The 22646-nt window shown below is 43.4% G+C and carries 16 protein-coding genes; 11 read left to right on the forward strand and 5 right to left on the reverse strand.

Annotated elements, in window-relative coordinates; all coding sequences use genetic code 11:
• Positions 1 to 56: 56 nt before the first annotated feature.
• The 10 genes from FHS68_RS12310 to nagA all read left to right on the forward strand — a co-directional run bounded on the left by FHS68_RS12310 (position 57) and on the right by nagA (position 9458).
• The gene (locus FHS68_RS12310) at positions 57 to 1280 is read left to right on the forward strand and encodes a glycosyltransferase family 4 protein (RefSeq protein WP_167270385.1); all 1224 of its coding nucleotides are present in this window, start codon (positions 57 to 59) and stop codon (positions 1278 to 1280) included.
• The gene (locus FHS68_RS12315) at positions 1277 to 2260 is read left to right on the forward strand and encodes a glycosyltransferase family protein (RefSeq protein WP_167270387.1); all 984 of its coding nucleotides are present in this window, start codon (positions 1277 to 1279) and stop codon (positions 2258 to 2260) included. The genes FHS68_RS12310 and FHS68_RS12315 overlap by 4 nt, the downstream gene beginning before the upstream one ends.
• A complete protein-coding gene (locus tag FHS68_RS12320; protein ID WP_167270389.1) occupies positions 2260 to 3015 on the forward strand; it encodes a DUF5672 family protein in 756 nt (251 codons plus the stop codon). Before FHS68_RS12315 ends, FHS68_RS12320 begins: the two co-directional genes overlap by 1 nt.
• Before the next feature lie 6 nt (positions 3016 to 3021).
• On the forward strand, positions 3022 to 3975 hold the full coding sequence (locus FHS68_RS12325) for a hypothetical protein (RefSeq protein WP_167270391.1): 954 nt from the start codon (positions 3022 to 3024) through the stop codon (positions 3973 to 3975).
• A gap of 23 nt (positions 3976 to 3998) precedes the next feature.
• Positions 3999 to 4877: a glycosyltransferase family 2 protein gene (locus tag FHS68_RS12330; protein WP_167270393.1), complete on the forward strand. Its 879-nt coding sequence runs from the start codon at positions 3999 to 4001 to the stop codon at positions 4875 to 4877.
• The gene (locus tag FHS68_RS12335) at positions 4874 to 6208 is read left to right on the forward strand and encodes a hypothetical protein (RefSeq protein ID WP_167270395.1); all 1335 of its coding nucleotides are present in this window, start codon (positions 4874 to 4876) and stop codon (positions 6206 to 6208) included. Before FHS68_RS12330 ends, FHS68_RS12335 begins: the two co-directional genes overlap by 4 nt.
• A 63-nt stretch (positions 6209 to 6271) precedes the next feature.
• Entirely contained in the window at positions 6272 to 7321 is a 1050-nt protein-coding gene (locus FHS68_RS12340) for an acyltransferase family protein (RefSeq protein WP_167270397.1), read from the forward strand.
• A 73-nt stretch (positions 7322 to 7394) separates the two neighbouring features.
• Positions 7395 to 7691 (forward strand): thioredoxin, encoded by a 297-nt coding sequence (gene trxA, locus FHS68_RS12345; RefSeq protein ID WP_167270399.1) that lies wholly within the window; start codon positions 7395 to 7397, stop codon positions 7689 to 7691.
• Between the two features lie 35 nt (positions 7692 to 7726).
• A complete protein-coding gene (locus tag FHS68_RS12350; protein ID WP_229211867.1) occupies positions 7727 to 8284 on the forward strand; it encodes a pentapeptide repeat-containing protein in 558 nt (185 codons plus the stop codon).
• Between the two features lie 58 nt (positions 8285 to 8342).
• Positions 8343 to 9458 carry an N-acetylglucosamine-6-phosphate deacetylase gene (gene nagA / locus FHS68_RS12355; RefSeq protein WP_167270403.1) on the forward strand — a complete coding sequence of 372 codons (1116 nt, stop codon included), beginning with the start codon at positions 8343 to 8345 and terminating at the stop codon, positions 9456 to 9458.
• A 2-nt stretch (positions 9459 to 9460) separates the two neighbouring features.
• Here nagA and FHS68_RS12360 read toward each other — a convergent pair whose 3' ends face one another.
• The gene (locus FHS68_RS12360; RefSeq protein WP_167270405.1) at positions 9461 to 11659 is read right to left on the reverse strand and encodes a B12-binding domain-containing radical SAM protein; all 2199 of its coding nucleotides are present in this window, start codon (positions 11657 to 11659) and stop codon (positions 9461 to 9463) included.
• Positions 11660 to 11776: 117 nt separating this feature from the next.
• Between FHS68_RS12360 and FHS68_RS12365 the strand changes: the two genes are divergently transcribed.
• Positions 11777 to 13177 (forward strand): purple acid phosphatase family protein, encoded by a 1401-nt coding sequence (locus FHS68_RS12365; protein WP_167270407.1) that lies wholly within the window; start codon positions 11777 to 11779, stop codon positions 13175 to 13177.
• An 11-nt stretch (positions 13178 to 13188) separates the two neighbouring features.
• On the opposite strand, the gene FHS68_RS12370 is transcribed toward FHS68_RS12365, so the two are convergent.
• The 4 genes from FHS68_RS12370 to FHS68_RS12385 form a co-directional block, all read right to left on the reverse strand.
• On the reverse strand, positions 13189 to 15063 hold the full coding sequence (locus FHS68_RS12370) for a CocE/NonD family hydrolase (RefSeq protein ID WP_167270409.1): 1875 nt from the start codon (positions 15061 to 15063) through the stop codon (positions 13189 to 13191).
• Positions 15064 to 15134: 71 nt separating this feature from the next.
• A complete protein-coding gene (locus FHS68_RS12375; protein ID WP_167270411.1) occupies positions 15135 to 16313 on the reverse strand; it encodes a hypothetical protein in 1179 nt (392 codons plus the stop codon).
• Between the two features lie 265 nt (positions 16314 to 16578).
• Positions 16579 to 18204, reverse strand: coding sequence for a choice-of-anchor A family protein (locus FHS68_RS12380; RefSeq protein WP_167270413.1), 1626 nt, complete (start codon positions 18202 to 18204; stop codon positions 16579 to 16581).
• A gap of 181 nt (positions 18205 to 18385) precedes the next feature.
• Positions 18386 to 22345, reverse strand: coding sequence for a hybrid sensor histidine kinase/response regulator transcription factor (locus tag FHS68_RS12385; protein WP_167270415.1), 3960 nt, complete (start codon positions 22343 to 22345; stop codon positions 18386 to 18388).
• Positions 22346 to 22646: the final 301 nt, after the last annotated feature.

A 22646-nucleotide genomic window follows, 5' to 3' on the forward strand; every position in this document is an offset into this window, starting at 1 on the left:
CTGAGCAGAAGTAGTGATAGGAATATCGAAAGTTTAAGATAGCAATCATTGGGTTAATGGAGCCGAAGAAAATACTATTTGTAAGTCATGATGCGAACAGGGCGGGAAGTCAGCTGCTGCTGTTGCAATTGTTGAGGCTGTTGAAAGAACGCGGCGTTCCCATGCACCTCTTGCTTTGCAATGGAGGAGAGTTGGAAAGTGAATTTGAGGAGGTTATTAGTATGACAAGACTTTATCAAACCTATAAAGTCGCTTCTAATCCTTTTACCGGAAAACTTCTCAAAAAAGTCAATCTCTATAAATTATATCAGGATCGCTCAGTACAGCGCGTCAACGAGAAGATCGTTTTTGAATTGGAGCAACAGAATATTGGCTTGGTTTTCGTCAATTCAATAGCAAATTCCGGCGTTTATCATGACTTCCTGAAATTCCTGCACCATCTGCCGCTGGTTTTGTTTGTGCATGAACTCGCCATGTCTGTAAAGGTTTATTCACATGAAAAAACCCTGAATTTCCTTTTAAAGAAAACAGATCATTTGATCGCAGTTTCGCATGCAGTAGCCGCTTACTACATCAAAAAATACGACTATCCTGAAAAACACGTCAGCACTTTCACGCTAATCGATCACGAGCATATTGATCGGAAATTGAAAACAATCCAGCGCGACATTCTTGAAAAAACCTATAAAATCCCGAAGGACGCCATTGTAATTGGAGGCTGCGGAAATGCTGAATGGCGTAAAGGAAATGACATTTTCAACTGGATCGCCAAACGCGTTATCCATAAAACGCATCCTTTACCTGTTTACTTTGTTTGGGTCGGCGCAGGTCCGCAACATCAAATCTACGAACTGATTGAAAGTGACATTCGGCTGATGGGGTTAAGCGACAGGATTATCCTTGTACCTCCTACATCCCACGCACTTGACTACATTAACCGTTTCGACGTACTCTTACTAAGTTCAAGAGAAGACCCTTATCCCTTGGTTGTCCTCGAGGCTGCATTGCAGGAAATTCCTGTGGTTTGCTTTGAGGATGCGGGCGGCGCTCCTGAACTGATCGAATCTGACGCAGGATTTGTGGTCCCTTATATGGATATTTCTGCTGCTTCTGAGGCAGTTATCCAATTGGTTCTTGACCCGACATTAAGAGATACCCTGGGGCAAAATGGCCGCAAAAAAGTATTGGAGAGGCACAATACCGAGAAAAGTGTCGGAAGCATTGAAGCCATCATTCAAAAGTATCTGCCTTTGCAGGTTTCGGAACAACACAATCAATGACCATTGCCTTTACCATCTGTTCAATCAATTATTTAGCGCAGGCCCGGACGTTAAGAGATTCACTCAAATCTACTAACCCAGAAATCTTATTTTTTGTCGGCCTGGTCGATTCCCTGAAAGATATTGCCTTCGAGGATTCTTTCGCCCCCACGTTTCCAATGATCGAAATTGATAAAATTGAAATCAGCGATTTTCAGGGCATGGCGGACCGATATGATATTACCGAGTTGAATACAGCGGTAAAACCGTTTTATTTCACCTACTTTTTCAGACATTACCCGGAAGCCGACAATGTTATTTATTTCGACCCGGATATCATTGTCTTTCAGCCATTAACCGAGCTTTTGAATGCTTTGGCTACGCATAATGCCGTGCTTACGCCCCATATCATCACGCCGATTGAGGACCAGATGACACCGAACGAAGTTCATCATTTGAACACTGGCGTTTACAATCTCGGTTTCGTGGCATTCCGCAGAAGCGAGGAAAACAACAGGTTCATTGAATGGTGGGAGGAAAAATTACGGTTTGAATGCTTGAATGATGTTTGCAGTGGGCTTTTTGTGGATCAGAACTGGATGAACTTTCTTCCTATCTTCGTCCCCAGTACCCGTATTGAGAGAAATCCTGGGTACAATGCAGCCTATTGGAACATGCACGAACGGACTTTTACAATACAAGACGATACGCATTTAGTAAATGGTGACAATCCTTTGATCTTCTTTCATTTCAGCGGTTACGATCCTGCAAAACCTAACATGCTATCAAAATATCAGAACCGTTTCGAATTAGCCGACCGTACAGACCTCGCTCCACTATTTGACCTTTACAGAACTAGTCTGTTAAAAAACGGCAACGCGTATTATCGTAAATTTCAGTGCGCTTACATTAAGCCTGATATTGCCCGTCGTTACCAGCGGATCAGAAAACTGCTAAAAACACCGGTCAACTTTGTGATTGATTTGGTGGAAACGACCTGATGAAAGAACTTGTATCCGTATTGATCCCTATCCTAAACCCGCAGATCAATCCTACGGAGGAGAAAATGTTGCATCATTGTCTTGCAACACTATACAAGTACCCTTTAATTTTCATCACTTTTGAGGGCGCTGATCTTTCCATTATTAAGGAACACAATGAGGAAATAGACGTCATTTATTTTCCAAAAAAATATTTCCGATCCAGGGATCACCTCGCAAGCCTCTTTCTGCTTGAAGACTTTTATGAACGCTTCAATTGGTGTGATTTTTTACTTGTACATGAACTTAACAGCTGGGTAATCAAGGACGAACTCTATTACTGGTGCAAGCAAGGTTATGATTATATTAAAGCTGCCCCGGTTTTTCAAAGCGGAAAACAGGTGAACGACGACTTCCTTTCAAGGGTTACTGGTTTGAAAGAAGATGAAAAACGAGCGTTCGGACAAGGGTATACGGATAATGGTCTATACCTTTGCCAGATTGAACATATGACCAAAACATTGAAAAGTAAGAAAAAGGAGGCTTATCAGTATCGCAATAATGATCTGATTCATGCCGATTCCGTATTTTGGGACATAGAAGCAAATCGCTTCTGGCCATACCTTAGGAAACCGACTGCAATTGTCCGTCAACATTTTGCTCAAAATGCAATCAACTTTAATGGGGCTAAAAGTCTTCCATTTGCATTAACAGGCATTTCAAGGGCCAATATTCAATATGCGCCCTATTTCAAAACATTGCCTGAAGCGGACTAATTGTACATGAATATTATATACACTGTTTGTAACCGAACGAACCTGACGCATGCACTGGCTCTGGCGAATTCGGTAGCAGAACATCAACCGGATCATACTTTTTACCTTTGCTGGGTCGATACTTATCCGATTGTTGGCCTCCCTCCGCATATAAATGTGCTTTCAGTTACGGAAGCAAATGTTCCGCAATGGGAGTTTATGAAAAATCAATATATTGATTTTGAGTTACTTGCCGCTTGCCGACCTTGGTTTGCATTAACATTAGTCGCTAAGTATTCCGATTGCAGGCAAATTACATTCTTCGCTCCAACTGTTATTTTGTTAAAAGGCTTTTCCGAAATCCTAAATTCCTCTTCAACAGCCTTTTTAACCCCAAACATTGTGAAGCCCCTTGCAGCATCCGCTATCCTTGATGACAAGAGGATTCTGAATATCGGAATGTTTCACGCTGGAAGCTGGATATTAAATACTAACCCTACAAATGTTAAGGTTCTTCAATGGTGGGCAGAAAGGACTGTCGACAGGGCGAAATTCGATCTTTGCGAAGGAATGAATATGGATCAGCTCTGGCTGAATTACCTGCCGATCTGGGTTCCGGAAACATCGGTAGTAAGGCATCCAGGATGGCATTACGGCTTGCACGAGGTACTTAACAGGAAGCTGACTTTTGAGAATGGCAAGTATTTTGTCGATGGCGCGGCTCTGATTTCGATCGATTTTGCCGGGCTTTCCTATTTTGATCCCATTTGGTCAGATTATGTGGCATTATTATCAAGTAATCGTGTCTTCAAAAACTTTTTTGCCGAATATAAAAATACGTTAAAAAAATATGGAGGGTTGAAACACTCCGACTACAGGCCTGGTTTTGGGAAAACCATTCATGTTAAGCGTTTTAGGCTATTTAGAAATAATATTGCGAAGACATTGAAGTCTCTTTCAGTATACATAGATCAGTTTTAACATACTCAAGTAATAAAGCGTCTATGCACTTTCTCGAAAAAAGCACACAGGATCTGAGGGATTTTCTATCCGCATTAAAAATCAAATCTGTCGGGCAGCAGGAGAAGTATCCAAAATTAACAATCATCACGCCTTCCTACAATCAGGCAGCATTTCTGGAAAGGACTATTCTAAGTGTCCTGAACCAAAATTACCCTAATCTTGAATACATCATTGTGGACGGCGGCTCAACGGACCAGAGTGTGGAGGTCATCAAAAAATATGAAAAGTATCTTTCCTGGTGGGTATCCGAAAAAGACCGTGGCCAGGTTCATGCCATCAATAAAGCCCTCGATCGGGCAACAGGGGAATACATTGGTTTCCAAAATTCCGACGATGTATATTTCCCGGGTACCTTCAAACGTTTTGGAGAAGCTGCTGTAAAACAATCTGCAGACATACTCTACGGCGATCTGTATATGATATCCACGGATGACGACGTAACCGAAATTCTCAAAACCACTTCTTACAATTTTGATTGTCAGGTGCTCGAAGGAATGCAGATCCACAATCAATCCTTATTTTTCAAACGTTCCCTAGTTCAGCAATACGGTGCCTTTGATGAGAGCTACCGATTTGCATTTGACTATGAATTCATAACCCGATACACCGCTCAGAAAAACACGGTTACCCGCAAGGTGGAAGGACTGGCAGGGGCGCTTCGTGTCCATGCAGATGCCAAATCATCTAACATTGCTTCAGTCGGCGTAGAGGAGCACCATAGAATACAAAAATTGTACATTTCTCCGAACAGTCCCCCGGCTGTTAACAAAATCAAGTATCTTTGGTGCCGTATTCGAAAAATCGCATACTTCATCCTGCGATTGGATATCAAGTACATCAGTTTCAGACTGTCCAGATGAATTGGAGTTTATTTAATGTAGTGACTAATTTTAACTATCTCAGATACTCTGTGGGCATCGCAATGATGTTCAACGGGTTTCCACTGATTTTCTTTATTCGTGATACCTTGGGAGTAGGACCTGCCAGCAGCGTTTTTACAGCACTTTTTTTCTCTCTGGCCCTGATTTTGATGTTGCCGCTTCACTTATTTAAGCGGCTTTATAAGCCAAATGTCATCCTGATTAATCTAGGGGTAGGCTTTCTCCTCATAACATTATATTACTTTTTCTTCATGAACCACCAGGGGAAATCCGTGGCTGACATTGGAAACTACGTTTTCACATTCGGGTTCATTGTTCTGCTATTGCACGTTCCCAATGATGTCAAAGATACCCTGATCGCTGTATTCTTCCTGTTTTCATTTTTCACGAATATTACACTCGTATACTCCCTTATAACCGATCCCAACTGGTCTCCCGGTATGCGCGCGGCGGTTAGTTTTGCCAATGAAGGCGCCCAACCCGGTGGTAACCCACACATTACAGCGCGTAACGGAGTGATATGTTTAGTATCTGCTTTCGTAATGTTGGGTAGCACCAAAGGCATTTTTACAAAGATATTCCTGTTTTTCTCCATGCTTTTTGGCCTCGCAGTGGTAGTGATGTCTCTTGCTAAATCAAGCTATCTCGGTCTGGGCATTGCTGCGGGCGCTTATTTTATATTTCGGTTCAAATTTTCCCACCTCGTTTCAGCTGTTGGGGATGCATTCAAATTCAGGAATGTAATCTTCATCGTCATTATACTTGTGGGTATCAACTATTTTCTCTCCAGATATGGGGACATAATGGGCCTGCTGCTCAATTACTGGGATGTCTTCGAAGACCGGATCATGGATGTAGTATTTACGTCCACAGGTGTAAAGCTTACCGATTCCGCAGACGTGGATTATTCCGCGATGGGCCGTGTAAGCGGGTTTGGCGAGTTTATGGAAACCCTGTTCTCATGGGATGTTTTCCTGGGCAGAGGATATAAGAGCGATTACCTCGACGTCCCGCTTCTGGAAGCCTGGGTAAGTCACGGCATCTTTGGATTTATATTTTTTGCCAGTTTCAATTTTTTCCTTTTCGTTTTTGCAATTCGCGAAATACGCAGGTATACCAATCCGCTTAGTACCTTTCTGGCCTATTTTTTTCTTTCCATGATGGTGTTGCTGGTGACCGGCGGCCGACCTTACGACATTGCATTCTGGTTTCCCTACTCAGTAATGATGCGCTTTCTTGGAATTCGTTATCTCGACAGTTTTAACAGAAAGCCTGTTGTTGTGCAAACAATGGCTCCGGTTACAACGTAAATCCTTTTAAATTCCAGGAAAACCTGCCTTCAATATCAATTTGGTAAGGCAACCATCAAACGCATGAAAGACCGAGTAGAACAACTGGATGGATTAAGGGGGATTTTTTCGGTACTGGTCATAGCTCATCATCATAATGCGTTCAAAACCTCGCCGCTTTACGACAATTTTTTCGTCATCAATTCCAATCTTTTTGTCGATTTCTTCTTTGTTTTAAGTGGTTTTGTGATCGCCCTGAACTACGTAGATCGTATTCAAAGCTCAAACGACTTCTTTATTTTTCTCAAAAAACGGTTCATCCGTTTGTATCCGCTCTTATTTTTTACTGAAATTGTTTTTTTAATCGCCAATTTATTGGGGGAAAAAAGTCCCATGAAAAATGTCGGCAGCCTGGGTTCTGAATATTACTTTTCCACTACATTGGATACCATTACATTCATGGGCTCCACGCCCATTTTAGGGGCTTGGATCGCTAACAACTATCCCTCGTGGTCTATTTCCGCAGAAATGATTTCCTACATTATTTTCGGGATTGTTATTCTGCTTTTGCCGAAATTGAAATATCTGGCTTTTACGATTTTGCTGATCATATCGGGCATTTTTATCTTTTCAAGAGGTGAATATTTGCTTGCCTATGACTATGGTTTTGTGCGTGGGTTGCTTTGCTTCTGCCTTGGAATATTCACACATCTTTTGCTACGCAGGAAGACCTTCTATCTGTCTTTTCTGGAAATCCCCTTTCTGATCATACTGGTTTCGGCCATGTATTGCGCACATCATTGGGAATGGAATTTATGGAAACTTACTTTTCCTTTCCTGTTTGCGATCGGGATAGTGATTTTTACGAGCTCGACAGGAGTAGTAACAAAAATGCTTTCTACCAAGCCGTTTCAGTACCTCGGCAAAATCTCCTACTCTATTTACCTCAATCATGCGATCGTCTTAATTTTCGTCAATGTGGCGCTTTTTCGACTTTTGAAGTCGCCCAAAAGTGAAATGATGATCGCCGTCTCCCTGGTTACCTCCATTATCCTCACAGTGTGCTATTCCCATTTTACATTCGAAATCATAGAGAAACGGTTTAGCAAATTCCTGCGGACGAAGTGGGGCTAATCAATCCATTTTCAGCATTTATTGGCACGATCTTTACTTTTGATTGGTTATGTAAATCAAAAAGCATTTGAAAATGGCAACGTTCTCAGAATTGATAAATAGCATTAAACCGGTCCTGGTAGACTTTTCGGCCGAATGGTGCGGGCCTTGCAAAATGATGAAACCGATTTTGGAAAAAGTGAAGGCCGATCTGGGAGATAGTGCAACCATCATTAAAGTGGATGTGGATAAAAACAAATCCGCAGCGAATGCTTATAAAATCCAGGGAGTCCCCACGCTCATTGTCTTCAAACATGGAAAAGCAATGTGGCGACAGTCCGGGGTAGTGCAGGCCGACCAATTAGAGTCCATCATAAAAAAATACATTTAACATTCTTGCTGTCAGCATTATAAGTATTCATGTTAATGACCCATCATCTGGAAGTTATTAAAGACAAGAATTTCAGCTCGGACGCCTTGGACGGGGATCATTTTGAGCAAATCCGTTTTTCCAATTGCACCTTCACCGATCTTTCAGGCATTGAATTTATTGATTGCATATTTCAGGATTGCAACCTGAGTAATGCGCTGATTCGGAATTGCAAAATATCTGATGTACAGTTTGTTAATTGCAAATTAACTGGTGTCAACTTTACGGAAAGCAAGGAATTTGCCTTTGCCGCAATATTTGAAAACTGCATTCTTGATTATGCAATTTTCGAAAATAAAAAATTGAATAAATCTTCATTCAGTAACTGCAAAATTCATGGTGCCGACTTCACCGGCGCTGACTTATCGAAATGCAGGATACATAACATTGATTTCTGGGACGCTGTTTTTGAAAATTCTAATCTGTCGGGCGTCGACTTTTCAAGCAGTAAGAACTTCACCATCGATCCCACCCGCAACAATATCCGAAAAGCCAAATTCCTGTCTTCCGATTTAGCCGGCCTGCTGACCAGATTTGACATAATTATCAAATAGAATTTTGAACCGCTAGGCATTTTTCGTTTCTTGGCCCGATTAAATATTCAAATGAATTATGTCGTCACAGCTATTTGCCGATCGGGTTTTTACGGGAAAAGAAGTTCTTAAAAATCAGCTTATTCAAGTCCTGGACGGTCAGATAGCCGCAATGGAATATGTGGAAGCCTCGTCTATCGGATCCATTTCAAGGGTATCGAACCTGGCTCCCGGCCTTTTTGATAGCCATATCAATGGCGGTGAAAAATATTATTTTACTGAAAGGGCCGACGAAGAGACCATTGATGATATTTATCAGGCGAGTGTAAAATCTGGAACTGCCTACGTACTCCCCACGCTCATAACTTCTCCGCTGGACAATATCTTAAAAGGCATTGAGGCGACCAGGAACTATATTTCTAAAAATCCAGAAGCGGGTGTACCAGGGATGCATCTGGAAGGCCCTTTTCTTAATCCCATAAAAAGAGGCGCTCATCTTACTGAATATGTACGTAAACCTATCAATTCAGAGCTGGAAGAGATTATCCGTTATGGCAAAGATGTCATCAAACTGATCACCATAGCCCCCGAAATGTTTACGGAAGATCAGATTCAGATGCTTCTGGATTCCGGAATTACCGTTTCAGCTGGTCATTCCAATGCTACATATGAGGAAGCGGTGAAAGCATTTTCCCAGGGAATAGGCCTCGTAACGCACTTATACAATGCAATGTCCGCCTTTGGCCATCGAGCACCTGGCCTGGTAGGTGCTACTTTTGATATAGCATCTGTTTATGCCCCCATTATTATCGACGGTATCCACTGCGATTTCGGAGCCGCCAGTGTCGCCTATAAGATCAAAAAAGATAAGCTGTTTTTGATTTCCGATGCTTTGTTCCTAGGAGAAAAAGTAACTGAATTTAAATGGGGGGAATTTGATGCTTATCTCAAAGACGGTCGCTATACCAACTCGGACGGAAATCTGGCAGGGGCAACCATTTCGCTGCCAGATGCAGTACGAAACGCAGTTCAAATTGTGGGAATTCCGTTGCAGGAAGCAATTGAAATGGCGACCATACGTCCCGCAACCGCCTTACGGCTTGACAAACAAATCGGCAACATAGACATTGGATATCCAGCCATTTTCACCGCTTTTGATGACAATCTCGAAAAATTTGAAGTGTTGACGATGTAGTGTCAAATAACAAGAAGACCTCCGTTTCTTAGCTCCTGCCATGTTTCCGAAGCAGTCCACGCATCAAAACTTCCTAAACCAGCCTGTTCGAAATCTTTTTTCAATTGTTCAAAAAGGTAAGGTTCCTGATTGGCGACAAGTAACCTTGGAAATATTTCCCTGAGCCATTTCCCTATTGCCAAATTGGCTTCAATGGCCCATTCTCTCCTTTTGCTAAAAAAGACCAGCTCGGCTACTTCAAGAACTAAACTACCTTTTTGCTCTTGAAAAATGGACATCTCAGGCAAACTTCCCAGCCATATCATAACCGCATTAGGCCGACTATTCAGATCAGGGATATCCTGAATGCTTTTTTCGATATAGGATGGCGGGATGGATGTAGGAGGTACTTTGAAATCAAACCATCTGGAATGCGGGAAATCAAGACAAACTCCGTGCATGTAATTGAATAATGATTTGCGCAATCCGTCTGCAAAACGGTCATGATCAGTGCCTAACGGATCCCGATGTTCCAGGTCATTGTTGGCAAATTTGCCTGTATCAGGCCCTAAACGCATTACATCAAATTCCGCCGGATGCAAACCAACAGGACTGTGGGCGGTCATTGCAAACCGATGCCAAAACCCCGACTGCACAATACCTGCCTGAAACAATTGCCGGACCATTTCCAGTGAATCGATGGTTTCCTGGGCAGTTTGTGTTGGAAAACCATACATCAGATAAGCATGCACCATAATGCCGGCCTGCGTGAAACCATCTGCCACTTTCGCCACCTGTGCGACGGTTACGCCCTTTTTCATCTTCTCCAACAACCGATCGGATGCCACTTCCAGGCCACCGGAAATTGCAATGCAACCCGAAGCTTTCAGCAGGATGCAGAGATCATGGGTGAAGTTCTTTTCAAATCGAATATTCGTCCACCACACCACGGTTATTTTGCGGCGGATTATTTCCAGTGCCAGGTCTCTCAGCAATGCAGGAGGTGCCGCTTCATCCACAAAATGAAAACCATTCTGCTGCGTTTGCGCTATAATTTCCTCAATTCTGTCGCAAAGCAAAGCCGCTGTCATTGGTTCATATCGGCGAATGTAATCTAGGGAAATATCACAGAATGAGCATTTTCCCCAATAACATCCATGGGCTAATGTCAGCTTATTCCACCGTCCATCGCTCCATAACCTGTGCATGGGATTGACAATTTCAATGACGGACAGATAATCGTGCAAAAGAAGATCGCTGTAATCCGGCGTTCCGGTGTCCCGCTGCGGTACGTCCTTTTCCTTTGCGCCATTATGGTACACAACCTCACCGTTCACGCGGGAATAAACCCGCTTCAGCTGTGCAATTTCCCTTTGTCCGTCCAGATATTCGAGTAGTGAAAGCAACGGCGCCTCGCCGTCGTCCAGACAAACGAAATCGATGTAATTAAAAACACGTGGTTCTTTTAACGACCGAAGTTCTGTATTCGCAAAACCGCCGCCCATTACAATTTTGATGTGTGGATAATGCTTTTTTAGGTATTGTCCGCATTTGAACCCGCCATAGAGATTTCCGGGAAATGGTACTGAAATGCAAACTAAGTCCGGATGGTTTTCCTGAATTTTTCTTTCCAGCACAGCTGTTAATATCTGAGTCAACAGCGTAACTGGCGCCTCCAATGCCTTCTCCATTTCATCAAAACTTGTCGCCGAGCGTCCCAGGCGTTCCGCATATCTGCTAAATCCAAAATGCGGATCGACTGCTTCCTGGATCAGATCGCCCAAATCTTCGAGATATAATGTCGCAAAATGGCGGGCTTTATCATGTATCCCCATCGTTCCGAATGCCCAATCCATATCCTCCAATTGCGAAAATCGGCCGGCCTCGGGTAGGTAGCTGCGGTCACAAATGCTGTGTGCAAGGGTGGGATTAATGTTTTTCAGAAATCGGATAACCGGGTCAATGGTGCTGATGTAATCCTCTTTCAGCGAGTAAATGCGAAAGCTGTTATCAGTCAATTCAATATCTGCATTATCCAGATCGGCAAAAAGTCTTCCCAGACCGTCGGAAGAGAACAATTCCACAATCACCTCAATACCCAGATCAGCCTGATACGACTCCCTTCCCAGTGTATTCAAATATCCTTTAAGATATGCAGTGGCTGGGTACGGCGTATTAAGCTGGGTAAAAGGGGGAGTAATGAGAAGCGTTTTCTTTTGCAAAGCGAATGAAGATTGTACTACAAAATTAAGAGCCTTTTTCTTAACACAAACTAAACAGCCAATAGTCGGATTATTAGTAAAATGGGTATTATCATTGTCTGAACTTTTCAAGAAATTATGTACCGCGGTCGCCGATTATTTTTTCAATATCTCGCAGGTTTTTTACTATCCTGCTGCTTTCCTCTCTACTCACAGCAAAACAAAACGTATCCGCCGTCTCAGTTTCCGGACCGGGTTATATTGGGTTACAAGGGTAACCCAGCCACTTCACAGGCTGTGAACTGGCGCACAGATTCTACTGTAACCAATGCCGTCGCTGCAATCGACGAAGCTGACGCATCTCCTGATTTTCAAGATAAAGCGATCATTGTGAAGGCATTAAGCCAACCCACCAAATTGGAAGAGCGATCGGTAATTTATCATGAAGTGAACTTTACCGACCTTAAACCGGAAACTCAATATGTCTACAGGGTCGGTAATGGTACACAATGGAGTGAATGGTTTCACTTTAAAACTGCGTCAGATAAGCCGACACCATTGTCTTTTCTTTACTTTGGCGATGCCCAGAATGACATCCGGGCGCTTTGGTCGCGTACCATTCGAGGCGCGTATTCTACCCTGCCCAAAGCTAATTTCATGATCCACGCCGGTGACCTGATCAACAATTCCAACAGTGATTACCAATGGGGCGAATGGTTCGAGGCCGGTGGTTGGGTGAATGGTATGGTACCTAATCTTGCGGCACCAGGAAACCATGAATATTATCGGGAAGGCCAAAAGGAAAAAGTTTCCAAACATTGGAGACCGCAATTTGCATTACCGGAGAACGGGCCGGAAGATTTGCTGGAAACCACCTATTACATTGATTACCAAGGAAGTCGGTTCATCTTTCTCAACTCCGAGGAAGCCACTTCGAGCAAAAGTTCGCGTGACATGCAGGCCGAATGGTTTGAAAAAGTAGCTTCCGAAAACACAAACCGCTGGACTGTCGTTGTCCACCATCACCCCATTTATTCTACCAAACAAGGCAGGGATAACGACGAGTGGCGGGAGAAAATGGAGCCGATATACAAAAAATATAAGGTTGATCTTGTTCTTCAGGGCCATGACCACACTTATGGAAGAGGGATTAATATGCCTCTTGGTCAAAGCCGGAAAAAACCGGACGGCCCCATTTACGTGGTTTCGGTCAGCGGCCCGAAAATGTATGATATAGGTCTGCAAAACTGGATGGACCGTGCGGCGTCAGATACCCAGTTATATCAGGCGATCACAATTAATCAGGATAAACTTTCCTTTAAAGCATTCACGGTAAATGGTGACCTCTACGATGCCTTTGACCTGGCAAAAGACAAAAACGGAAGCAATACACTCGTCGAATTGTCTGATAAGTTGGAAATGCAGGAACGGCTGAAACTTCCGGAGCGCTATGAAAAAAGCTTTAAAGAAGCTGAGTTGAAGGAATATAACGAACGCTACCAGGAATACAAAAAGCGGAAGGGAATTAAAAACAGGTGAATAAAACGGCGCTATTTGAGAACTGGCAAAAGAAAGCTGCTGCTGTTTTTCGAGTCGTGGTGAATGGTGATTTTTGCCTTTTGAAAATCTTCTTCAGTAGCTTCAAAAATATTGATGAATTTCTGCGGATTCCTGTCAACCAATGGAAACCAGCTGCTTTGTACCTGTACCATGATGCGGTGGCCTTTCTTAAAAGTATGGGCGACTTCATTAAGCCTGACCGTAACTTTTTCAATTTTATCTTTCGCGAAAGGCTCCGGTTTGGAAAAACTGTTCCTGAATTTTCCTCTTAAAACCTCCGCACGGACCATTTGCTGATATCCGCCCATTTGTACAGGACGTTCTCCTTCTTTTGCTGCCGGAACTGCGGTATTGGACGGCCACACATCAATGACCTTCACAATGAAATCTGCATCGGAACCAGTCATCGATACCATTAAGTTGGCAACAATTTCGCCGGTTAATGTTACGTCTTCGGAAAGCGAATCGCCCTGGAAGCTCAGAACATCCGGTCTTCTGGACGCAAATCGCTGATCCTCGGCCATATACTCATTGTTTCTGTTTCCGCTGATGACATTGGTATAAGGAACAGGCTTCGCAGGATCACTCTCGTATTCCGACGTACTTTTAGCGAAAGTTGGCTTGGTGGTCGACAATGTGCCTTTGGGACCTAGATAATAGGCGGTGGGCAGGCTATTTTTGGGAGGCCAAACATCATAATTTTTCCATTTGTTAGTCCCTGTTTCAAAAACAGTGATTTCGGACTGATCAAAGCTGCCTTTTCCTTTAAGATAAAAATTAAAGAATTTGGTCTCGATCTCCTCCTGATAATACTTGTTCACATCCGCACCAAACTGATATTGCGCAAATGATTTCCAAGTAGCGGCTGCCCAGCCACCGTGCGTCCAGGGCCCCATAACCAATCTGTTATTGTTCCCAGGCGTTTGCTTTTCAATGGCAGCGTAAGTTTTCAATGCACCGTACAAATCCTCCGCATCAAACCACCCTCCTACGATCAAAACCGCAGGTTTGATGTTTTTCAAATGATTTTTGATATTCCGCGATTGCCAGAATTCATCGTAGATCGGATGTGCAGTAGTTTGTCGCCATATACTTTTCTCATCCGCAAAATAAGGCGCTGCATTGGTTTTTTTCAACGGGCCAAAATCGAGAAAATATTGGTAAGCATCGCTGAAATCAGCATTAAAATGCGACTTATAATTCTGTCCGTCAGCACTTTTTGGCCCGTCAAACCCACTGTAAAAGGCAAAATTGTCCATTAGGAAGAATGCACCATTGTGGTAGCAGTCATCTCCGATGAATTCATCGGACATGGGTGCCTGAGGAGAGACCGCCACCAGTGCAGGATGCGCGTCGGGCAGTGCGGCTGAGGAATAGTAACCCGGGAAAGAAATACCGGACTGCCCGACCTTACCATTGTTTTTGGTGTTTTTCAAAAGCCATTCAATGGTGTCGTAGGTATCGCTGGACTCGTCGACGTCCTTTTTACTTTTCTTATTATCTATTGCAGGAGTCATCTCCCTGAATTCTCCTTCGCTTTTATACCTACCGCGGGCATCCTGATAAACAAAAATGTACTTCTCCCGCATAAGTATCGTATTTGGCCCCAGGCTGCGTCTGTAATTGTTAGCACCATATGGCCTCACCGAATATGGGGTGCGCTGCATCAGAATGGGATATGTCTGGGACGAATCTTTTGGTGTGTAAATGGTGGTGAAAAGCTTCACGCCGTCCCGCATGGTAATGTACTGTTCTGTTTTGAGATAGTTACTTCTCACAAAACCCGTATCGATCGCAGGTGCATTTTGGGCATTCGACAAAAAAGAACCTGCCAGGAGCAGGAAAAGTAGCGAAAATATCTTCATAACAGATCAGAAGTGTATTAAAGGTTTCTAATCAAAAATACAGAAGAAATATTTTGTATCCGAGCTGATACTCAGAAGGCGAACTTGGCGGGCGTAGCAGTCGGTATAATGACCAGCAAATCATATCCTTCCAGTATCTGCGACATTCTGGTACTCTGAGGGTTAATCTTTGCTTTCTTCATTTCTACATTCATTGACCCCAAATCGAAGCATTGCCAGTTTTCTCCGCTTTCGATTTTGAAGAATGGTTTCAAGGTTTTCAGGTCGTCGCTTTCCTGATCAATCGGAGAGGCTGGAAAACCTTCGAAAGGTGAAGCCTGCGACCCGGACTTTCCGATGATCATGATGTGAAGGGATTTTTGAAAGCGGCTGTCGGCAACATTGTTGATTAGGTTACCTAGATCGTAAATGTCCATCAGGCTTTGTCCCTTGGGCATATGAATCGCGCCATATTTAAACAGGCTCTTTTTATCGGCCCAATTCTCGTATTCCTGCATTAACTGCTCTTTCATTAATTGAATTCGCAAATGGTGATTTTGCTCTTTATAGATTCTGGCGGTAAGTTTCAGCTTGTCTATCACATTCACTTCCTCTTTGCTCAGTTGTAATGCCGAAAGTGCTGAAATATTTTTCTCAAAATCAGAGGTTAGCATGTAGAATGGCTGACTGGGATCTTTCCGAAACCGATCAAAATGCGTTTTTGATTGATTTTCGATTTCGGCGTAAATAGCAGCTGCTGCTGCATTTTTCGTTTTTGTTTTCCACTCATTGCAAATCAGCCGGTCGGCAACGATTAGGATCTGATCCGTCCCGAAAATTTTTGTTTTGTCCTTCACCAATTGTTTGAAGAGATCCAATTCCGGTTTCATGGCATAAAATGAAAATGTGTTCCCATATGCCAGGATAAACTCGTTCCACTCTTTATCCGATTGACTTTTCAATCTTGTTTCGATTATGGATGCTGAAAACGGGTCAATTTCACAAAAGAAATTGTCGAATTTGGTTTCGTTCAAAAGGGCAGAGCAGAACTGCGGAACTTCATTCATTAAATGGTCTTCACCAATTAATACATAATTCGATTTTTTCACTTTTTCGAGGATATCCAGCCAACCGGTTCCCACAAAGGTGTTTCTTTCGGGCAAGAACGTTTTCATGTGGTTTTTTGATAACACCGTGATAATGGTATCCTGTGAATAAGTCGCAATACTGCACAAATTGAGTACTACGAGTAGCCATGTGATTTTTTTCATGATCGGGGATAGTTAGAATTAAGAAATAACAGAGACGTCCCATCAATAGCAAATGTGAATTATTTCCCGACAGATCTGAGTTATTTTAAGGTTTGGCAATCAATCGATTGGATTAGAAAGCTACTGGTGCCGCTAGCCTGATCGGAAACGAATCAGCCAACCCAAATAACATGGATTGGCTGATTGAACTCTCGACTCAACTGATATGATTATTTACAAATCAGTAATTTCTTTGCATTAGGATATTTGAATCTAAAAAATACCTTCATTGATTCAACAGCTTCATCGACTTCTCGGCGCCTCCCCCAACGCCCACCTGAATGACTAACATCCCTTTCGGCCAGCTCTTCGAAACAGGGAATTCGAGTTGATCCGCACTTCTGCTAAATGCTTGTAAAAGCTTTCCGGCGGCATTAAAGATCTTGACATGAACGAATTGTTTTTCAGGATTATACAGGCCTGTAATGGCGAATTGTGAAGACGCAGGATTGGGGGACACAACTAGTCTGGCATTACCATCTACAAAAGCATTTTGCACCCTTGAAAATTCGAAGGAACCGTCCAGATCCACCATTTTCAAGCGATAATACTGTGCTCCCGGCTCAGGCGAAGTGTGGGTGAAAGTGTACAGCTTATTTTCAGTTTTACCATTACCTTCTGCTAACTCTTCCCCAATTTTTTCCCAGTTTCTGGCATTATTACTGTGCTGAATCTCAAAATGACTGAAGTCGACCTCCGATTGGGTAGCCCATTTCAAATCCACACCATCTATTCCAGCCACCGCCTGAAAAGACATTAATGTCACAGGCAAGGTTGAGGGAGTATACGGGGTTAAGTCTCCTATAAACGGATAATTGTGTATTTCAGACGATTCCCCTGAATGCACCAGGTTACCGGAAGCGTATATACGTCCGTCAAATGATTGCTTAATTTCCGCGCCGCCATTTGGAATAAGCACTGTTCCAATAAATGAGTTGTTGAACGAAACATTTGTAGCGTCGCAAAAATTGAAAATGACATTGTAAACCGTCGCATCAGCATCTGCCGTCCCAGATTCCGCGGTCCTGCCAATCCGTGCCGTCCAGTTTACGTCTAAACTACCAGATCCTTCGATATTCACTAGCACTGTTGCACCCGGGGCGATATTTGTGAATGACAGATTTCCGATTAGTGAACTGTTATTTACTGTGAAAACTTCATTTGTAGCGTTGGTGCCCACAAAACCTGCACCACTGGCTACACCTGTTGGGATCGCCGAGCACATGATTTTGCTGTACGATTTCATATCGGCAATGATCGTCGATATGTTGACACCGGATGTTCCCTGATTCTGCGATTTGGATTGGCCAGCGCTGCCACCAGATGAAGCCACAGTGTTTGGCCCGCCTGAGCGCACAATATAACTACCTCCTTTATTGAATCCCACACCCAATGTGCCTGAACCTGAGACTGATCCCTGAACAGCAACCGGGAAAGTACTACCTCCATCGCCAACCACAAATGTTCCTCCTCCGGACTGTGACATACCGTAACCAATGTTGTCGATAATCAGATTACCACCGATGGCAACCCTCCCCTCAACTTCGCGGCCACCGTTGGAAGAAACCGAATAGTTACCACCTACAATCACGCTGTAACTTTGGTCGTACCCTCTTAGTGCGGGATTGCCAGGCACATAAATGCCCGCCTGTTCGTTCGGGGTCAGCGGACTTGGGTAGGCTCCTGAAACAGCGTCTGGAGTTGGAAAGACAAGCAAAGGATCCACGCAGCCGGGACCAGAGCAATTTAAATTAACTATGAAATCGTTGCCGGACATTGTCCGGGTTGGGGCATACCTGGGCCCAACGAATGCGCATAAAAATAATAGAGATGCTAAGGAGATCTTTTTCATAACAAGCTGAGATTAGAGATGTTTGAGTAAATAATGAAGCAGACACTTCACAATATGTGCGTGTGCTTTCAGGCTTTGTTGATCAACAAGCCAAAACTAATCTCAAGGCTTTGCTACGGATGTTTCAGATGTTACATACGACTATCACATATGTTACATCGATGAAAAAAGGCCTGAAAACTCAGTTTTCGGACATTTTTTGGATCAAAAATTCTGTGGGGGTTACTTGAAAAAGGTCTCGGAAGCATTTGGTAAAGTATGATGGCGTTTCAAACCCGACCATATAGCCGGCCTCGCTGACCGGATATCCTGATTTGAGGAAACCAACTGCCTGTTTCAAACGGTAGTTTCTCAGAAATTCGGTAGCAGTGAAGCCCGTTAGGGATTTAATTTTCCGGTATAAATGAATCCGGCTGATCCGCATGCGTTCGGAAAGCTGTTCTACCCCAAAAGTGGAATCATCCAAATGCAGGTCCATCAATTCGTACAGCTCGCGAAGGAATGGATCCGGGGAAGGTTTTGGTACAATACTTTCCTTCAATGAAGAAATGTCCGAATGTACCCATTCGCGTTGTCTGCGTTTACTCTCCAGCAGATTCCTGACCCGCAGCTGTAATTCAACTACTTTAAATGGCTTAGCAAGATACTCGTCGGCGCCTTGTTCCAATCCTGCGATCCGATCTTCGAAAGTAGTTCTTGCAGTTAATAAAATCACAGGAATATGGCCCGTACGAATATCATCCTTTAATCTGCCGCACAATGTGAGCCCGTCCATTTTTGGCATCATCACATCGCTGATAATAAGGTCTGGCAATTCTTCCAGGGCTTTCTCCAAACCTTCCTGACCGTCGTAAGCAAAAGATATTTTGTGAGATGTCGGCAGGCTCGTCGAGATATAGCTGGAAAGTTCAGGGTTATCCTCAACGATCAGTATCCTGATCTCTTGATTTTCAGACTTTTCAACAACCAATTCCTCTTCGCGTACCGCCACTGGCTCTGCCGTGGTTGCGGCGACACGTGTTAACGGAAGATAAATGCTGAATGAAGTACCTTTCCCTAATTCACTCTCGACGGAAATATTCCCTTTTAGCAGGTCTATAATTTCCTTCACCAACGCTAGGCCGATTCCTGTTCCCTGCTGCTGCCGGGTTCCTGGCTCATCGGCTTGGTAAAAGCGGTCAAAAATAGAAGGCAGCTTTTGCGATTCGATCCCAATGCCGGTATCACTAATTTTCATCAGCACGGAAGTTTCCTGCTGCTCAATAGTTAACGCAATTCGACCATCCCTCTTAGTAAATTTAAGCGCATTGTAAACGATATTATGAATGATCCTTTCAATCTTATCTGCATCAAATAAGTAATCTCCGGTAATATTTACATTTTCAAAAAACAACTCAATTCCCTTATCCTGAGCCGGTTGTTCAAACAAATCGAATGTTTGCTTCACAAATGGCGCAAGTTCACCTCGGATTTCCATAACTGGCAACGCACCGGCTTCCAATTTGGAAAGGTCGAGCAACTGATTAATTAATTCCAGTAACTGATTTGCATTGCGGTTTATAGAGGTCAGTTTCCGTTGATCTTCCTGATCTTTCAATTTCATTTTCAATTGCTCAGCTGGCGCCATGATCAACGTCAGCGGCGTCCTGAATTCATGGGTAATGTTGGAAAAGAATCGCGTTTTCATCTCATCAGCCGCCCTGAGTTGCTCTGTTTCCGCTTGTTTCAGCAACATGAGCTGGTTCATTTTCATACGGTGCACGTAGATCCTGAATATCCACAGAATAATTCCCGCGATTGTTACTGTATAAATTACATAAGCCCACCAGGTCGCCCAAACAGGTGGTTTGATTGTGATATTTAAAAGCCGAAAATGAGGACTCCAGATTCCGGAGGTATTGGAAGCATTGAGCTTTAATGTATATGTTCCCGGCCTTAGATCAGTATAAACGGCCCTGGCCAGGTCACTTTCAATCCATCCTTCATCAACACCATCCAATCGGTATCGATACCGGTTTCGGCGGGGCTCATTGTATTGCAGGGCAGCAAAGTCGAAAGTCAGAAAGTTTTGGTCATAAGGCAGACGCAGTTCTTTTAACAAATGCACTGGCAAATGACTTATCCTGCTTTCGTCTTCAGAAACCACTTTATTGTTGATTTCCAAAGAAACGAGTTCTACCAGTGGATTAAAATTATCGTCTTTCAACTTTTGCGGATCAAATCCTGTGAAACCAGTAATCCCGCCCATTACAATGTATCCGTTAGGAAACTGGATGTAATGATAGCGGTTGAATTCATCGGACATAATGCCGTCGTCAACCGTATAAGTCCGGATTTTTAATGTCTTATGGTTCATCCGGGCAAGGCCTTTATTGGTCCCGATCCAAATATTCCCTAACCCATCAGGAATGGCAGAGTAGATTACATTATTGGGCAAGCCCTGATCCGCTGTAATTCGCTGGCTCTCTCCGGTTCGTTTGTCAAAAGCACATAACCCGCTTCCGAATGTTCCCACCCAAAGTCTGTTCGCGTCAAGCGGATCATTGGAAAGGCAAAACAGCGTGTTACTGCTTAGCGACTTTGGATTGTTTGGCTGGCTTGCAAAAAGACGTGATCCACCGGTTTTTCGATTGTAACGGACTAAGCCTTTCTCCCAACTGATAAACCAAAAATGTTCGCTGTCAGAAACCATTTGAAAGAGGTTTCCAAGAATCGCAGCGTCCAATTTATAGGCAACACGGTCAAATTGGCCTAGCGAATCGGAAAACTGTAAAATATCGGTTCCTTGTAAAACGAAAACGTGACCAGCCGGGTCGACTGTAATGGGGTAAACCCTTTCCTGAGAGAGAAGTCGGACGGGTAACCTGAAAACACTTATTGTGTTGGATTTGTGATCAAGTTTGTAAACGGCCTGTTCTGTTCCCCCGTAGGTGTACCAGGTGCTTTCTCTTATTTTGTCAATACAATAACGAAACTGATAACCTGTAAACCGTGATCCAGCCGAAGGTTGAGGATTTCCGGGTATTTTGCTCCATGTGCTAATCAAGTCATGGGCAAAATCTTTTTTGTATTCAAATATCTGAAATGCTCCCTTCCGTAAATTAAACTTTCTTACCCCCGCACCGTTTGTACCCATCCACAAGACATCCGAACGATCCATGAACAGGCTTCTGCAATCCCATTTCTCTTTACTAAAATCCGCAAGGACCTGCAATCCTCCCGCTTCTGAGAATTTAAAGAGAAGACGATTATTCGAGCAATAAACATTACCCGATTGGTCTGCGACAAGGTAGGAAGTGCCGCTATCAACTTTTCCAGGAAGGAGGTACTCTCTGATCTTATTTGTTTTCGGGTTTAATAAGATAAATGAATCCTTTGTCCCAATCATAAGTTCGCCCGTTGCTTTCCGGATCTGCAGGAATTCCAGCGCATTTGGTCCGACCGGCAATTTCTGTGGATATGCGACAAATTTTTTTCTTTGTTCATCAAAAACGGAGAGAGCCCATGAAGTCGTCATCCAAATCCGGCCATTCAGTTCTGTTATTGAAATATTCGGATGTTCGGAAAATAGCTTCGTCTCAGCTTCACTGAATGGATACGAATTAACGCGCTCAGTATTCGTATCAAAGCTGGTGATGCCTTTGAAAAAACTCGCCCCCCAAATGCGACCGCGGCTGTCCGAGAACATCTGATTGTTAAAATTGCCTTTTAAATGCTTTACAAAAAGTGGGCGACGGGATATGTTATCAAACTCTTCGGTATGGGGATTAAAGACGTCAATAGAGCCTTGTTCGGTTAATATCCAAATCTTCCCTTTGTTGTCAAGAATTATTTTGATAACACCTGTGAAAGATAGCGACGGTTTCCCCTGTGGTTTAGGCTGAAAAATTTTAAGACGGCTGCCATCATACCGGCAAAGTCCGTCCCGGGTAGCCATCCAGATAAACCCCTGCCGATCTTGAAGAATGTCCGGCACAAACGCCTGAGGCAGCCCATCCTTACTGGAAATGATGTCCGGGGTGAGCATGCCTGGTTCCTGAGCCTGACAAGACAATGCATTACCTAAAATCCCGCAAATAAAAACCAGGCATATTAGCACTTCATGACAAAAACGCCCGCACAACGACTTACCTGACCACATTCTTATAGACGAAGGTTGAGCTTGATAAAGAAAGGCAAGAATGCAATTCAAACTGATTCGAATCGACCAATTCGCTTATTACAGAAATTCTTATGAGCGTTATGCAGACTTAAAAATAAACATAATAAGTGACGATCAGACGCATTAAACGACAATTCTTTGGTAGCCTGGCGGAGAATCATATCGCTGGGAAGCCAAAGTGTCAGCCGCAATCATTTGGAACAGAATTAAAGAATATTGAAATTCCGGCCAGGAATCATGGCATGGAAAACTCTTGAAATCATGATGTTCCTCCTACAAT

The sequence above is a fragment of the Dyadobacter arcticus genome (genome assembly GCF_011762185.1).
Lineage (GTDB): Bacteria > Bacteroidota > Bacteroidia > Cytophagales > Spirosomataceae > Dyadobacter > Dyadobacter arcticus.

Coding starts and splice junctions, on each gene's coding strand:
- nagA (WP_167270403.1), top strand. CDS start 8,343: ATGTCGTCACAGCTATTTGCCGATCGGGTTTTTACGGGAAAAGAAGTT.
- FHS68_RS12370 (WP_167270409.1), bottom strand. CDS start 15,063: ATGAAGATATTTTCGCTACTTTTCCTGCTCCTGGCAGGTTCTTTTTTG.
- FHS68_RS12335 (WP_167270395.1), top strand. CDS start 4,874: ATGAATTGGAGTTTATTTAATGTAGTGACTAATTTTAACTATCTCAGA.
- FHS68_RS12375 (WP_167270411.1), bottom strand. CDS start 16,313: ATGAAAAAAATCACATGGCTACTCGTAGTACTCAATTTGTGCAGTATT.
- FHS68_RS12325 (WP_167270391.1), top strand. CDS start 3,022: ATGAATATTATATACACTGTTTGTAACCGAACGAACCTGACGCATGCA.
- FHS68_RS12320 (WP_167270389.1), top strand. CDS start 2,260: ATGAAAGAACTTGTATCCGTATTGATCCCTATCCTAAACCCGCAGATC.
- FHS68_RS12340 (WP_167270397.1), top strand. CDS start 6,272: ATGAAAGACCGAGTAGAACAACTGGATGGATTAAGGGGGATTTTTTCG.
- FHS68_RS12365 (WP_167270407.1), top strand. CDS start 11,777: ATGTACCGCGGTCGCCGATTATTTTTTCAATATCTCGCAGGTTTTTTA.
- FHS68_RS12310 (WP_167270385.1), top strand. CDS start 57: ATGGAGCCGAAGAAAATACTATTTGTAAGTCATGATGCGAACAGGGCG.
- FHS68_RS12315 (WP_167270387.1), top strand. CDS start 1,277: ATGACCATTGCCTTTACCATCTGTTCAATCAATTATTTAGCGCAGGCC.
- FHS68_RS12330 (WP_167270393.1), top strand. CDS start 3,999: ATGCACTTTCTCGAAAAAAGCACACAGGATCTGAGGGATTTTCTATCC.
- FHS68_RS12385 (WP_167270415.1), bottom strand. CDS start 22,345: ATGTGGTCAGGTAAGTCGTTGTGCGGGCGTTTTTGTCATGAAGTGCTA.
- trxA (WP_167270399.1), top strand. CDS start 7,395: ATGGCAACGTTCTCAGAATTGATAAATAGCATTAAACCGGTCCTGGTA.
- FHS68_RS12350 (WP_229211867.1), top strand. CDS start 7,727: ATGACCCATCATCTGGAAGTTATTAAAGACAAGAATTTCAGCTCGGAC.
- FHS68_RS12380 (WP_167270413.1), bottom strand. CDS start 18,204: ATGAAAAAGATCTCCTTAGCATCTCTATTATTTTTATGCGCATTCGTT.